Raw genomic sequence first — 14,320 nt, 5'->3', positions numbered from 1 at the left:
GGAGCACCGTGGGGGGATGAGAGCCTTGTTGCTTCCGTGGGGCAATGTGAAGACCCGGTTCCTTGCGCTGGTCCTCGTGACCCTGGCGGGCTTCAGCGTGGGCGTCTGGACGGACCATCTGACGGGAGGCGTCGAACTCAGTCCTGGGCTTGTCCTGCTTTCGCTCATGTTCTCCCCTTTCATGGTGCCCTTTGCTGGAAGGGGATTGGTCCTGGAGCAAGAGCACCTCAGGCTGTTCTTCGTCATCAGTGGCCTGCTGTTCTGGCCCGTCTACGCGCTGCTCGCGTCGCGTTGGATGAAGAAGGGGCGGAACTGGATGATCTGGGCCCTCGTGGGGTGGTGCGCGCTGGGCTTCTTCCAGGTGGTCCACAAGTTTGAAGCCGCGATGTCGGTCTAGTTCGTAGGGACGGAGTTCCCGTCACCGAGGCCCCCTGCTCGCGCAGGCGTGAGCGCCTCCTGGCCTGCCGGCACCTGTCGCCGGGCCGCTTGAAGACCCTTCACACGCCGCAGCGCGGCAGATGCGTCTACCCGGTTTACCGGGTGCACGGATCCGTCGCGCGCTTGCAAACCAGTGAACGGGGCTGGTATTCCTTCGGCCATCGAACGAACTCGCATGTGTTCGCGATGGGCGGGGACGCGGGACGGCTCCATGCGGCAGGAGCCCAGGGTGACAGGGGAGGGAGCTTCTCCTCTGACGCGCGGCGGCGGATGTAACGCGGCGCGGCGCGCGAACAGCGACTTCCAACAACGACTGATTTCTTCGCCGTAAGAACGAAGTCATCCCAGCAAGACAACGAGAAGGGGATCGCATGAATCGCAACAAGCGTTTCGCGTGGACGTGGGCGGCTGCCGGAGTTTTCGCGGTCGCGGGGCTCATTGGCGCATGTGACCCCGAAGAGACGGACAAGCCGACGCCCACGGCCGACGCCGGGACCCAGGCGGACGCTGGCAGCACCGCCGACGCGGGCGGCAACACGGACGCGGGCGGCACCACCGACGCGGGCTCCACGACGGATGCCGGCGCGCAGGTGGATGCCGGCACGGACGCGGGCACGGAGACGGACGCGGGCGTCGACGCGGGTCCGCAGTCAGCCTTCCCCCTGGCGGTGGATGGCACCTGGGCGCCCAGTGGGTACATGGGTGACCGCGGCGGCATCACGACCGAGCCCACCTGCCACACGCCCCGTCCTGGCGCGGGGCTGGGCGCCTGCCACAAGTTCACCCTGACCAAGGGGGCTGACGGCTGGGGCGGTGTGTACTGGCACTACCCGGAAGGCAACTGGGGCACCCAGGAAGGCGTCGCTGTCCCGGCTGGCGCGAAGTCGGTGTCCTTCTATGCCTGGGGCGCCGAGGGGGGAGAGGCCATCGGCTTCTTCGTGGGCAACGGCCAGAAGACCTTGGACAAGTTCAAGATCGAGACGGGCGACATCGTCCTGAACGCGGTGCCCACGCGCTACACGATCGACATCAGCATCATCAACTACGGCAATGTCAGCGGAGGCTTCGGCTGGTCGGCGGCCGGCAAGGACGTGCCGGTCGTGTTCTTCCTCGACGACATCCAGTGGCACTGACGCCCCAACGCGCCTGAAGGGCGCGCACTCCAGACACAGAACGTGAGCGGACGATGAAAGCGGGAATGGCGGTACTGACGGTCGATGCGGCGGGCATGCGCGCGCAGAACAGCGGCCTGCTGCTGAACATGATCTGGCGCGAGCGTCAGATCTCCCGGGCGGAGATCGCCCGGCGCACGGAGCTCAGTCCGTCGACCGTCTCCGCCATCGTCGCGGACCTGGAGCAGGCGGGCCTGGTGCGCAGCATTGGCGCCGGGGTCTCCCGCGGGGGCCGCCGTCCCACCCTCATCGGCTTCTGTGACGAGGCCTTCAGCCTGGTGGGCGTCGAACTGGGCGCCTCCCACGTCACGGTCGTCCTCACGGACCTCCGCGGCCGCGTGCGCACGCAGAGCAAGGCGAGCCACGCGGTGCGCGGCGATCCGGAAGGGTCGCTGCAGAAGGCGAAGGAGCTGGTGCAGGAGTGCCTGGACGCCGAACGCGTGCCCCGGCGCTCCGTGGTCGGCATGGGGGTGGCGGTGCCCAGCCCCGTGCACCCGGCCTCGCCCGGGAAGATGTCCCCCCTCATCCTGCCCGCCTGGAAGCACGTGGACGTGAAGGAGTGGTTCGAGACCGCCTTCGACATGCCGGTGTTCGTGGACAACGACGCGAACCTCGGCGCGCTGTCGGAGTGCTTCTGGGGCGCCGGCTCCGGGGGCGAAGACCTGACGTACATCAAGCTGGCCACTGGTATCGGCGCCGGCCACATCATCCACGGCGACGTGTACCGGGGCGCGGGCGGCACGGCCGGTGAAATCGGTCACATCGCGGTGGACTCCAACGGGCCGCTCTGCGTGTGCGGCCTGCGCGGCTGCCTCGTCACGCTCATCGGATCCACGGCGCTCACCGAGCGCGCGCGCGAGCTCATGGGCACCCGCGGCCGCAAGGGGCCCACGGTGCGCGACCTGGTGGACGGGGCCCGCGCGGGCGACGCCGCCGCGAAGCAGATCATCGACGGCATGGGCGCATACCTGGGCATCGCGGTGGGCGGCCTGCTGAACCTGCTGAACCCCGCCATCGTCGTCCTGGGCGGAGAGATCTCATCGGTCGGGGAGATGCTGCTGGACCCCTTGCGCGCGTCGGTGCGCCAGCGCGCCCTGTCCGTGTCCATGGCGGAGACGCGCATCGTCACGTCGGCGCTGGGGGAGCGGGCCATCGCCGTGGGCGCGGCCACCCTGGTGCTTCAAGCGGCCCTCCGGGACCGCTCCCTCTTTCCCACGCAGCACGTCGGGAGGTCCGCATGACGTCGCGTCGCCTCATTGTCGCCCTGGCCCTGTCGGGCCTGGGCCTGATGTCGTGTGATCCCGCCGCCGGGGTGGTCAACAAGCCGCAGACGCCGAAGCCCGACACGGAGCTCCCCGGCACCGGCTGGGAGCTCGTCTGGTCGGACGAGTTCGACGGCCCCGCCGGCACGCTGCCCTCCAGCGAGAAGTGGAATCCGGAGGTGGGCGGGGGCGGGTTCGGCAACGGCCAGTTCGAACACAACACCGCGCGCGCGGAGAACGCGTCCCTGGACGGCGAGGGCAACCTGGCCATCACCGCGCGCAAGGAGCGCTACCAGGGCAACGACTACACGTCCGCGCGCCTGACGACGAAGGGCCGCTTCACGCACACCTACGGCCGCTTCGAGGCGCGCATCAAGCTGCCCGCGGGCCGGGGCATCTGGCCGGCGTTCTGGCTGCTGGGCGCGGACATCGACCAGGTGGACTGGCCCGCCTGCGGCGAGGTCGACATCATGGAGCACCGCGGGCAGATCCCCTCCATCACCCGGGGCTCGCTGCACGGGCCGGGCTACTCCGGCGGACAGAACATCGGCCGCGAGCACGCCGTCGGCGGGGGCACGCTCCAGTCGGACTTCCACCTCTACGCGGTGGAGATCGAACCGGAGCGCGTGCGCTTCATCCTGGACGACACCGTCTTCTTCGAAGCCACGCCCGCCAACCTGCCCTCCGGCGCGAAGTGGGTCTACGACCATCCGTTCTTCATCATCCTCAACGTCGCGGTGGGCGGCTCGTTCGTGGGTCCGCCGGACTCCAAGACGGTGTTCCCGCAGACGATGAAGGTGGACTACGTGCGCGTCTACGCGAGGCCCGCGCCGTGAAGTTCGCCCGCGTGTTGCTGCCGCTGGTGCTGCTGCTGGCGTGCTCCTCGGAGCCCCGCCCGCGTCCGCCCGGCGTGCTCTTCGTCTCCGTGGAGCAGCAGAGCGCGTGGGTGCGCAACTTCAACCCGTTGTTCGCGGGCGCCGGTGCGCGCTGGCCCACCCGGGCCGGCGTCTACGAGTGCATGCAGATCTTCAGCTCCGCGCAGGGCAGATGGGTGCCGTGGCTGGCCACCCAGCACGCGTGGACGGAGGACCAGAAGACGCTGCGCTTCACCCTGCGCGAGAACGTCCGCTGGTCCGACGGCAAGCCCTTCACCGCGGAGGACGTCGCCTTCACCTTCGGCCTCCTGAAGAAGCACCCGGCGCTGGACGCCGGCGGCGTGTGGCGCTTCATCACCGACGTGAAGGTGGAGGGGCCGCGCGCCGTGGCCTTCACCTTCTCCCGCGTGTACCTGCCGGGCTTCGCGGACCTCGCGCACCAGATCATCGTGCCCCGCCACGTCTGGGAGCACGTCGCGGATCCGGTGACGTTCACCAACCCGGAGCCGGTGGCCACCGGGCCCTTCACCCAGGTGACGCTGTTCCGCAACCAGGTGTACGAGCTGGGCCGCAACCCGCACTACTGGATGCCCGGCAAGCCCGCGGTCTCCGCGCTGCGCTTCCTGGCGTTCCCCACCAACGACCAGGCCAACATGGCGCTCGTGGAAGGGGAGGTGGACTGGGCGGGCAACTTCGTCCCGGCGGTGGACCGCACCTTCGTCTCCCGCGATCCCGCCCACCACCACCGCTGGTTCCCGCTCTACGGCAGCACCGTCTTCCTGTACCCCAACACCACGCGCCCCCCCATGGACGACGTGCGCGTGCGCAAGGCGCTGAGCATGGCGCTGGACCGCGCCCGGCTGGTGGAGGTGGCCATGTACGGCTACACCCGCCCCGCGGACGCCACCGCCCTCAACGACGCGTACACGGCCTGGAAGGACCCGGAGGTCGCGAAGGATTCCTGGACGCACCACGACCTGGCGCGGGCCAACCAGCTCCTGGACGAGGTGGGCCTCGTGCGCGGCGCGGACGGCCTGCGCCGCCTGCCGGACGGCAAGCCCTTCGCGGTGGACCTGGAGGTGGTGAGCGGGTGGTCGGACTGGGTGCGGGCCGGGCAGGTGGTGAGCCGCGACCTGCGCAAGCTGGGCATCGCCGTGCAGCTCAAGACGTACGAGTTCGGCACCTGGTTCACGCGCCTGCAGAAGGGCGAATTCCAGCTGGCCATCTCCTGGTCGCTGGACGGGCCCACGCCCTACAACTTCTACAAGTGGCTGCTGTCCCCGCGCACGGTGCGTCCGGTGGGCGAGGTGGCGGCGGCCAACTGGCACCGCCTGGGGGACGCGGAGGCGGATGAGCTGCTCATCCGCTTCGAGCGCGCCGGCACGCCGGAGGAGCAGCGCGCGCTGATGTCGGCGGTGCAGCGGCGCTTCTCCGCGCTGGCGCCCGCCATCCCGCTGTTCCCCAACCCGTCGTGGGGCGAGTCCAATTCGCTGCGCTTCACAGGCTTCCCCACGGAGCAGAACCCCTACGCGCGGCTGGCGCCGCACGCGGAGCCGGACAGCCTGCTGGTGCTGACGGAGCTCACCCCGAGGGAGCGCTGACCATGGGTCGCTACATCCTCCGGCGCCTGGGGTTCTACCTCATCGCCGCGTGGGCCTCGCTCACGCTCAACTTCGTGATCCCGCGGCTCGCGCCCGGCGACCCGGCCGCCGCCATGTTCGCGCGCTTCGAGGGCAAGGTGGCGCCGGAGGCCATGGGCGCGCTGAAGGCCGCCTTCGGCTTCACGGACGCGCCGCTGTATGCCCAGTACTTCACCTACCTGAAGCACCTGGTGCAGGGCGACCTGGGCATGTCGTACGCCTACTTCCCGTCCCAGGTGACGGAGGTGATTGGCACCGGGCTGATGTGGACGGTGGCGCTGGCGGGCGTGGCGGTCATCATCAGCTTCACCCTGGGCTCCTTCCTGGGCGTGCTGGCCGCGTGGAACCGGGGAGGGTGGCTGGACTCCGGCCTGTCCCCCGCGCTCGCGTTCCTGGGCGCCTTTCCGTACTTCTGGCTGGCGATGCTGGCGCTCTACCTCTTCGGCTTCGTGCTGGGGTGGTTCCCGCTGCGCCACGCGTACGGGCATGACATGGAGCCGGGGCTGAGCTTCGCGTTCGCCGCGGACGTGGCCCGGCACGCGGTGCTGCCCGCGGCGTCCATCGTCGTGGCCACGCTGGGCGGGTGGATGCTCGGCATGCGCAACACGATGGTGGCCACGCTGGGCACGGACTCCATCCGGCTGGCGCACGCGCGGGGCCTTCCGCCCCGGCAGGTGATGCTGCGGTACGCGGCGCGCAACGCGCTGCTGCCCAACGTCACCAGCTTCGGCATGGCGGTGGGCTTCGTGCTCTCCGGTTCGCTGCTCACGGAGATCGTCTTCTCCTATCCGGGCACGGGCTACCTGCTCATCCTCGCCGTGCGCAACCAGGACTACCCGCTGATGCAGGGGCTGTTCCTGGTCATCACCCTGGCGGTGCTCGCGGCGAACTTCGCCGTGGACCTGCTCTGCCTCTGGCTGGACCCGAGGACCCGCGCCCATGCGTGAATCCCTGCGAAGGCTCCTCCGCCACCGGAAGGCGGCGGTGGGCGGCAGCCTGCTCTTGTTCTTCCTGCTGCTCGCCCTGGTGGGCCCCTGGTTCGTGATGGATCCGACGGAGCTCGTCGGCCGCCCGCACCAGCCGCCCTCGTCGGCGCACTGGTTCGGCACCACGGGGCAGGGGCAGGACGTGCTCGCCCAGACGGTGGTGGGCGCGCGGGAGACGCTGGCGGTGGGCTTCGCGGTGGGCGCGCTCGTGACGCTGGTGGGCGCGCTCATGGGCGTGACGGCGGGCTACCTGGGCCGCCGCGTGGACGACGTGCTGTCGCTCACCACCAACGTGTTCCTCGTCATCCCCGGCATGCCGCTGGCCATCGTGCTGGGCGCCTACCTGCCGTCCGGCCCCCTGCGCATGGTGGCCGTGCTGACGGTGGCGGGCTGGGCCTGGAACGCGCGCGTCTTCCGCGCGGAGTCGCTGGCGCTGCGCGGGCGCGACTTCGTGTCCGCCGCGGTGGTGACGGGGGAGAGCCACGCGCGCATCGTGTCGCGGGAGCTGCTGCCCAACATGGCGTCGCTCCTGGGGTCGTCCTTCATTGGAAACACGCTCTACGCGGTGGGCGCGCAGGTGGGCCTGGAGTTCCTGGGCCTGGGCGACGTCAGCGCGGTGACGTGGGGCACGAACCTGTACTGGGCCGCCAACGACGCGGCGCTGCTCACGCGCTCGTGGTGGATCTTCGTCCCCACGGGCCTGTGCATCGCGCTGGTTGGCTTCGCGCTCACGCTGGTGAGCTCCGCCATCGACGAGCTGACCAACCCCGCGCTGCGCGTGCACAAGCCCGCGCCGCTGCCCAGGGGCACCGTGGCGCCGGTGCACGTGGACCGGCCCGCGCCGGGCGTGCTCTTGAGCGTGCAGGACCTGTGCATCGACTACGCGACGGAGAAGGGAGCCTCCCGCGTGGTGGACACGGTGTCCTTCGACCTGGCGCCCGGAGAGGTCTTCGGCCTGGCGGGCGAGTCCGGCAGCGGCAAGTCCACCATCGGCTCGGCGCTGCTGGGCCTGCTGCCGTCCTCCGCGCGCGTGACGCAGGGGCGCATCCTCTTCAACGGCATGGACGTCACCGCGCTGGAGGGCGCCGGGCTGCGCGCCTTCCGCTGGCGCCAGGTGTCCATGGTGTTCCAGAGCGCGATGAGCGCGCTCAACCCGGTGCTCACGCTGGGCGAGCAGTTCCACGACACGCTGGCGGCGCACGGCCGCGTGTCCCGCGCCACGTCCTACGCCCGCGCGCGGGAGCTGCTGGGCATGGTGGGCCTGTCGCCGGACCTGGTGACGGCGTATCCCCACCAGCTCTCCGGCGGCATGCGGCAGCGCGTGGGCATCGCGCTGGCGTTGGCCCTGGAGCCCCGCCTGGTCATCATGGACGAGCCCACCACGGCGCTGGACGTCGTGGTCCAGAAGGAGCTGCTCCAGCGCATGGTGGAGCTCAAGCAGCGCCTGGGCTTCGCCATCCTCTTCATCACGCACGACCTGCCGCTGCTGCTCGCGCTGGCGGACCGCGTGGGCGTCCTCCAGGGCGGCAAGCTGGTGGAGGTGAACACCTCCGCGGGGCTTCGCGCCGGGGCGCGCCACCCGTACACGCAGCTGCTGCTGTCCTCGTTCCCGCACCTCATCGCGGGGGACGTGTCCGTCACGTCGCACGCGCCAGCGGCACCGGAGCTGTCGGTGGCCCGGCCGTCCACGCGCATCGCCGCCATCCCCGGAGGCCACCGATGAGCGCGCCCCTGCTGGAGGCCGAAGGGCTCACCCGCAGCTTCACCGTGGGCGGCTTCTTCTCCCGCGAGCGCCGCCCCATCCTGAAGGGCGTGTCCTTCTCCCTCCAGCCCGGGGAGATCGTCGCGCTGGTGGGCGAGTCCGGCAGCGGCAAGAGCACCCTGGCGCGGCTGCTGGCGCGGCTGGACATGCCGGACGCGGGGCACCTGCGGCTCGCGGGCCGGGACGTGCTCGCGGACGGGGGCGCCCAGGCGTCGCTCGACTACCGCGGGCGCGTGCAGATGGTGTTCCAGGATCCGTTCGCCTCGCTCAACCCCGTGCACACGGTGGCGTACCACCTGGAGCGGCCGCTGCTGCGCCACGGCCGGGTGCCGAAGTCGGGACTGCGTACCAAGGTGCTGTCGCTGCTGGAGTCGGTGGGCCTGACGCCCGCGGAGCACTTCGCGAAGCGCTTCCCGCATGAGCTGTCCGGCGGCCAGCGCCAGCGCGTGGCGGTGGCGCGCGCCCTGGCGGTGGAGCCGCAGGTCATCATCGCGGACGAGCCCACGTCGATGCTGGACGTGTCCACGCGCAAGGGCGTGCTGCAACTGCTGCGCGGCCTCACGCAGGAGCGCGGCATCGGCATCCTGTTCATCACCCACGACCTGGCGAGCGCGCGGCACCTGGCCGACCGCATCCTCGTGCTCTACGCGGGCACGGTGGTGGAGGCGGGCCGCGCCGAACAGGTGCTGGGCCAGCCGCGCCACCCGTACACGAAGCTGTTGCTGTCGGCCGTGCCGGATGGCGTGGACTTCCTCCAGGCCGCGCTCCCGGTGCGCCCCGCCACGGGCCTGCCTCCGCTCGTGGGTTGCCCCTTCGCCCCGCGCTGCCCTGTCTCAGAGCCGCGCTGCTCCACGCTTCCTCCCCCCGACGTCCTGCCGGTCGCGAACCACCTGGTCCGCTGCCACCTTGAAGCTTCGAAAGGAGTTACCGCCGATGCGTCAGTTTCCTCCTGACTTCCTCTGGGGTGTGGCCACCTCCGCGTATCAGATTGAAGGCGCCACCACGGTCGACGGTCGTGGCGAGTCCATCTGGGACCGCTTCGCCGCCACGCCCGGGAAGATCAACGACAAGTCCGACGGCTCGGTGGCCTGTGAGCACTACCGCCGCTGGCCGGAGGACATTGAACTGATGCGCTGGATGGGGCTGAAGTCCTACCGCTTCTCCATCGCGTGGCCGCGCATCATCCCCACCGGCCGGGGCCAGGTGAACACCGCGGGCGTGGACTTCTACTCCAGGCTGGTGGACTCGCTGCTGGGCGCGGGCATCGAACCCTTCGTCACGCTCTACCACTGGGACCTGCCGCAGGTGCTGGAGGACCAGGGCGGCTGGCCGGCGCGCGCCACCGGCGACGCGTTCGTGGAGTACGCGGACGTGATGAGCCGCGCGCTGGGGGACCGCGTGAAGCGGTGGATCACCCACAACGAGCCCTGGTGCATCAGCGTGCTGGGCTACGGCAACGGCGAGCACGCGCCGGGCCACAAGGACTGGTCCAAGGCCCTGGCCGCGTCGCACCAGCTGCTGGTGTCCCACGGCAAGTCCGTGCAGGTCATCCGCTCCAACGTGAAGAACGCGGAGGTGGGCATCACCCTCAACCTCACGCCCGGCGAGCCCGCGTCGCCCAGCCCCGAGGACGCGGACGCGTGCCGCGACTTCGACGGCGGCTTCAACCGCTGGTTCCTGGAGCCCCTCTACGGCCGGGGCTACCCGCTGGACGTCGTGGAGGACCACGTCAAGGCGGGCCGCATCCCGAACGCGAAGCTGGACTTCATCCAGGACGGCGACATGAAGCTCATCGCCGAGCCCACCGACTTCCTGGGCGTGAACTACTACTCGCGCGCCGTGCTGCGCAGCAACCGCATCCCGGAGGAGCAGAACGCGCCCCGCACGGTGCACGTCAACCCGGCCAAGACGGACATGGACTGGGAGGTCTATCCCAAGGGCCTCACGACGCTGCTGGTGCACCTGCACACCGAATACAAGGCGGGCCCCCTCTACATCACGGAGAACGGCTGCGCGTACTCCACGGGCCTGAGCGCGGACGGCCGCGTGCACGACACCCAGCGCGTGGACTACCTGCGCACGCACCTGGACGCGTGCGCGGAGGCCATCGCGCAGGGCGTGAACCTGGCGGGCTACTTCGCCTGGTCCCTGCTGGACAACTTCGAATGGGCCTACGGCTACGAGAAGCGCTTCGGCCTGGTCTACGTGGACTACGCCACCCAGCAGCGCGTCCCGAAGGACAGCGCCCACCTCTACCGTGACGTCGTGGCCCAGAACGGCCTGGACGTGGAGCAGGCCGCTTGAAAAAGCTCTTCCTGACGACGTGTCTGGCGTTGTGCGGCGCGCAGGCCGTGGCGCAGCAGCCCGGGGCAGGGGCCCCCGTCCAGGCTCCGGCCGCCAGCCAGCCGCCCTCCGCCGGCCCCGTGGACGCCGCCGCGACGCCGGGGACCCCGGTGGAGACGGCTCCGGCCACGCCCGCGCCCCAGGCCGCGGAGGCCGCTCCGGCGCCCCCGCCCGTGGTCGCCGCGCCCTCCGACGCCCGGCGGACGACGGTGACGCGGGTGATCCACGACGAGCGCGGCTTCAAGCTCCAGGTGGATGGGAAGGACTTCGCCATCCACGGCATCAACTGGGGCTACACGCCCATCGGTGAGAACTACCGGTACTCGCTCTGGAACCAGCCGGAGGACTTCATCAAGCAGGTGCTGGCCAAGGAGATGGGCCTGCTGCGCGACGCGGGCATCAACGCCATCCGCCAGTTCGACGACATCCCGCCCCTGTGGGTCGAGTACATCTACCGGAACTACGGCATCTACACGATGCTCAACCCGCTGATGGGCCGCTACGGCCATGCCGTCAACGGGGTGATGGTCCCCAACATCGACTATTCCAACGCCGCGCACCGCAAGGCCATCCTCGACGCGCTGGCGGAGAAGGTCGAAGTCTACCGGGACGTGCCCGGCGTGCTGATGTGGCTGCTGGGCAACGAGAACAACTACGGCCTGCACTGGACGTCGTTTGAAATCGAGGCGCTGCCCGGCCACGAGGACGCCGCGCGCGCGGAGTCGCTCTACACGCTCTACGGTGAGGCGACCCGCACGGTGAAGAGGCGGGACACGAACCACCCGGTGTCCATCGCCAACGGCGACCTCCAGTACATCGACCTCATCGCGAAGCACTGTCAGGACATGGACGTGCTGGGCACGAACGTCTACCGCGGCGCCACCGCGCGCGACCTGTTCGCGGAGGTGAAGCAGAAGCTCAACAAGCCGGTGTTCTTCTCCGAGTTCGGCGCGGACGCGTACGACGCCAAGGCGGGCCGCGAGGACCACGTCGCGCAGGCGGAGTACCTGCGCACGCAGTGGGAGCAGATCTACCTGGAGAGCTACGGCCAGGGCCTGTCGGGCACGGCCGTGGGCGGCTTCGTGTTCCAGTGGGTGGACGGCTGGTGGAAGATGGGCCAGGAGGCCAACCTCTCCATCCACGACACCACCGCGTCCTGGCCCAACGGGGGCTACACGTCCGACTTCGTCCCCGGCCAGAACAACATGAACGAGGAGTGGTTCGGCATCGCGGCCCTGGGCCCGCCGGACGAGAACGGCATCAGCGGCATCCAGCCGCGCACCGCCTACTACGTGCTCCAGGCCGCCTTCCGGTTGGACCCCTACGCGCCCACGACGAACCCGGACACCATCCGCCAGTTCTTCGCGGGCATCCGGCCCTCCGCGCTCACCAGCAGCTACACGTCGTCGGTGGCGCTGGCGCGCACGGACGAGCTGAGCGCGGTGCGGGTGTCCAACCTGCGGCTGCTGCTGGACAGCTCCCTGTCGCGCGGCAGCATCGCGACGGTGCGGCCCAACCAGAACTCCGCGGACCACACCCAGTCCGTCTACTTCGACCTGGCGGTGCAGCCGACCAGCGGCGTCTACGGCCGCGCGTCGTTCAACGTCGTGGGCAACGTGGCGCAGAACCGGCTCAACAACCTGTTCTACGAGAACCGCGGCGCGCGCTCCGCGCCGGGCGTGGGCACGGACATCCCCACGAGCCCCGGCTCACCGCCGACGTCCAACAACCCGCTGGACAGGCTGGCGCTCTACCAGGCGGAGTTCAAGGTGGACCGGGCGGACTTCGCGCTCGAAGGCTACTACCGCACCGGCCACTACCACTGGGGCGAGGAGGGTGACTTCTTCGGCATCTACCGCGAGGCCAACTACGGGCCGAACCTGGACATCTACAACGGCAACGCGCCCTTCGGCGTGGTGTTCAGCGGCAAGCGCAACCTGGAGGGCCTGAAGGTGGCGGTGGGCCCGGAGCTGTACTGGGGCGCCAACCCGTCCGCGGTGGCCAAGTACCGCAACAACGTGGGCCCGGTGAACATCACCCTGGTGCACCAGGAGGACCTGGCGCAGGGCGCTTCGTCCAACACCGCCTCCGTGGTGCGTGAGCGCATCGCGCGCAGGACGGCGCTGAACTTCCAGTACGCCACCGGCAAGCTGGTCCTGGACGTGGGCGGCCTGCTCTCCGCGCCCCAGCGCATCGGGGAGACGTTCACCTATACGCGCCAGGCGGCGGCGGACGCGCCCAGCTACCTCAACAGCGGCTACGACGTGCTCCAGGATCAGGTGCAGTTCCTGGACACGCTGGGCGCCAAGGCGCGGCTCACCTACGACATGGGCATGGTGCGCTGGCTGGTCCAGTCCTCCATCCGCGGGCTCGTGGCGGACAGCGGGCCGGACCAGGGCAACATCATCACCGGCTGGAGCCTGCGCGAGAGCGGCCGAGGCAACCACTACGCGGGCCAGCTGGGCGCGGCGCTCCAGTTCGGCACCCTCCAGGTGTCGCCGAACGTGCTCTACCAGAAGCCCCTCGTCGGGCCGAACCCGACCATCGGGGACGCGTTCGATCCCGCCACCGGCCGGTACTTCGCGGGCGTGCGTCCGCGCAACGTGCTGGTGGACGCGTTCACCGTGTTGGACAACCGTGAGACGCTGGGCGCGGAGCTGCTCATCACCTTCGACCCCACGCCCGGCACCTGGTTCTGGGCCTGGGACCGGGACCTGCGCGAGGACGCGCCGTTCGCCGCGGGCCTGGACATCGTCTACCGCCACCAGCCCACGTCGCGTGACGCCGGCATCGCCATCCTCGCGGATGGCAGCACCGTCGCCTTCGGCCGCTCGCCCGTGGCCCGCGACGAGTGGGAGACGACGCTGCGCATGGTGGGCAACCCCAGCCAGCGCCTGCGCCTGTTCGGCACGGCGTTCGTGGGCAGCAACCAGTCCTCCGGCGAGGACGACCGGCAGATCCACCGCTTCGGCCTGGACGGCTCCGTGCTCTACGACACGCTGCTGCTCGCGGCCCAGATGCGCTTCAACGACTGGGGTCCGTACGACTACCACCGCGTCTTCAACCTCACGTACCCGGTGCAGCTGGGCGGGGACCTGTCCTACGGGTTGAAGAAGCCGGTGCTGGGCGCGGTGTCCACGCGCTTCGGTCTGCGCGGGCTGGTCCGCATGCTGGATGAGTTCTCCGAAGGCCTCAACGACCGGGGCATCACCGAGGGCCTGAAGGGTCGCGAATACGAGGTGGGCGCGTATGCCATCCTCTCTCTCTGAAGGACGACGCAACATGAGGACTGCTCTGCTGGTGGCCGCCGTGGCGTCGCTGTCCGGCTGCTACGACGATCCGACGCTCATCTACGGCCGCTCGCTGGAGGACATGACCTTCGTGGTCACCGACCCCCAGATGGGCATCTACCCGAACACGTCCGTGCTGGATGACCCGTACAACCCCTTCCGGCTGTCGGGCGTGGGCGCGGAGACGAAGTGGGACATCCAGTCCGGGGCCAGCCCCGTGGCGGGCTTCTATTCGTGGGCCACCGTCCTGGCGCAGGGGCCCTACGGCGAAGCGCAGTACTACGTGGGCGTGCAGCTGGCCGCCATCTACCAGCGGGGCCTGGCGGATCAGGCCAGCCTGCCGCAGACGCGGGAGATGGCGGTGAAGGCCTACCAGTCCGTGCTCGACAACTTCCCGGACGCGGTGACGTACGACGCGTCCGGCACCATCGCCTATGACCTGGTGACGCCCGCCTACAAGGGCGTGGTGGAGCTGGGCGGCACGGTGACGGGCGGCTGGGTGATGGTGAAGACCTCCAGTGGTGCGGACCGGGCGGTGAAGCCATGAAGAAG

At 70.0% G+C, this 14,320-nt stretch carries 11 protein-coding genes; all 11 read left to right on the top strand.

Annotation, left to right across the window (positions count from 1 at the left end):
- The first annotated feature begins 16 nt into the window (after positions 1 to 16).
- The 11 genes from OV207_RS13095 (at position 17) to OV207_RS13045 (ending at position 14,315) form a co-directional block, all read left to right on the top strand.
- Positions 17 to 397, top strand: coding sequence for a hypothetical protein (locus tag OV207_RS13095; protein WP_267555465.1), 381 nt, complete (start codon positions 17 to 19; stop codon positions 395 to 397).
- Between the two features lie 412 nt (positions 398 to 809).
- Positions 810 to 1,571, top strand: coding sequence for a hypothetical protein (locus OV207_RS13090; protein ID WP_267555464.1), 762 nt, complete (start codon positions 810 to 812; stop codon positions 1,569 to 1,571).
- Between the two features lie 65 nt (positions 1,572 to 1,636).
- Positions 1,637 to 2,851, top strand: coding sequence for an ROK family transcriptional regulator (locus OV207_RS13085; protein WP_267555463.1), 1,215 nt, complete (start codon positions 1,637 to 1,639; stop codon positions 2,849 to 2,851).
- The gene (locus OV207_RS13080) at positions 2,848 to 3,708 is read left to right on the top strand and encodes a glycoside hydrolase family 16 protein (protein ID WP_267555462.1); all 861 of its coding nucleotides are present in this window, start codon (positions 2,848 to 2,850) and stop codon (positions 3,706 to 3,708) included. Before OV207_RS13085 ends, OV207_RS13080 begins: the two co-directional genes overlap by 4 nt.
- Positions 3,705 to 5,348, top strand: a complete 1,644-nt coding sequence (locus tag OV207_RS13075; RefSeq protein ID WP_267555460.1) for an ABC transporter substrate-binding protein — start codon at positions 3,705 to 3,707, stop codon at positions 5,346 to 5,348. Before OV207_RS13080 ends, OV207_RS13075 begins: the two co-directional genes overlap by 4 nt.
- A 2-nt stretch (positions 5,349 to 5,350) precedes the next feature.
- The gene (locus OV207_RS13070) at positions 5,351 to 6,334 is read left to right on the top strand and encodes an ABC transporter permease (protein ID WP_193348744.1); all 984 of its coding nucleotides are present in this window, start codon (positions 5,351 to 5,353) and stop codon (positions 6,332 to 6,334) included.
- Positions 6,327 to 8,096, top strand: a complete 1,770-nt coding sequence (locus OV207_RS13065; protein WP_267555459.1) for a dipeptide/oligopeptide/nickel ABC transporter permease/ATP-binding protein — start codon at positions 6,327 to 6,329, stop codon at positions 8,094 to 8,096. The genes OV207_RS13070 and OV207_RS13065 overlap by 8 nt, the downstream gene beginning before the upstream one ends.
- Entirely contained in the window at positions 8,093 to 9,088 is a 996-nt protein-coding gene (locus OV207_RS13060) for an ABC transporter ATP-binding protein (RefSeq protein ID WP_267555457.1), read from the top strand. The genes OV207_RS13065 and OV207_RS13060 overlap by 4 nt, the downstream gene beginning before the upstream one ends.
- Positions 9,069 to 10,439, top strand: a complete 1,371-nt coding sequence (locus OV207_RS13055) for a GH1 family beta-glucosidase (RefSeq protein ID WP_267555456.1) — start codon at positions 9,069 to 9,071, stop codon at positions 10,437 to 10,439. Before OV207_RS13060 ends, OV207_RS13055 begins: the two co-directional genes overlap by 20 nt.
- Entirely contained in the window at positions 10,436 to 13,747 is a 3,312-nt protein-coding gene (locus tag OV207_RS13050) for a glycoside hydrolase family 2 TIM barrel-domain containing protein (RefSeq protein ID WP_267555454.1), read from the top strand. Before OV207_RS13055 ends, OV207_RS13050 begins: the two co-directional genes overlap by 4 nt.
- A 13-nt stretch (positions 13,748 to 13,760) precedes the next feature.
- On the top strand, positions 13,761 to 14,315 hold the full coding sequence (locus OV207_RS13045; protein ID WP_193348749.1) for a hypothetical protein: 555 nt from the start codon (positions 13,761 to 13,763) through the stop codon (positions 14,313 to 14,315).
- Positions 14,316 to 14,320 lie beyond the last annotated feature (5 nt).

Origin of the sequence: Corallococcus sp. BB11-1, from assembly GCF_026626625.1 — a bacterium.
Lineage (GTDB): Bacteria > Myxococcota > Myxococcia > Myxococcales > Myxococcaceae > Corallococcus > Corallococcus soli.
This window is presented reverse-complemented; position numbering and strand designations above follow the sequence as displayed.

Coding starts and splice junctions, on each gene's coding strand:
- OV207_RS13095 (WP_267555465.1), top strand. CDS start 17: ATGAGAGCCTTGTTGCTTCCGTGGGGCAATGTGAAGACCCGGTTCCTT.
- OV207_RS13090 (WP_267555464.1), top strand. CDS start 810: ATGAATCGCAACAAGCGTTTCGCGTGGACGTGGGCGGCTGCCGGAGTT.
- OV207_RS13085 (WP_267555463.1), top strand. CDS start 1,637: ATGGCGGTACTGACGGTCGATGCGGCGGGCATGCGCGCGCAGAACAGC.
- OV207_RS13080 (WP_267555462.1), top strand. CDS start 2,848: ATGACGTCGCGTCGCCTCATTGTCGCCCTGGCCCTGTCGGGCCTGGGC.
- OV207_RS13070 (WP_193348744.1), top strand. CDS start 5,351: ATGGGTCGCTACATCCTCCGGCGCCTGGGGTTCTACCTCATCGCCGCG.
- OV207_RS13065 (WP_267555459.1), top strand. CDS start 6,327: ATGCGTGAATCCCTGCGAAGGCTCCTCCGCCACCGGAAGGCGGCGGTG.
- OV207_RS13060 (WP_267555457.1), top strand. CDS start 8,093: ATGAGCGCGCCCCTGCTGGAGGCCGAAGGGCTCACCCGCAGCTTCACC.
- OV207_RS13055 (WP_267555456.1), top strand. CDS start 9,069: ATGCGTCAGTTTCCTCCTGACTTCCTCTGGGGTGTGGCCACCTCCGCG.
- OV207_RS13045 (WP_193348749.1), top strand. CDS start 13,761: ATGAGGACTGCTCTGCTGGTGGCCGCCGTGGCGTCGCTGTCCGGCTGC.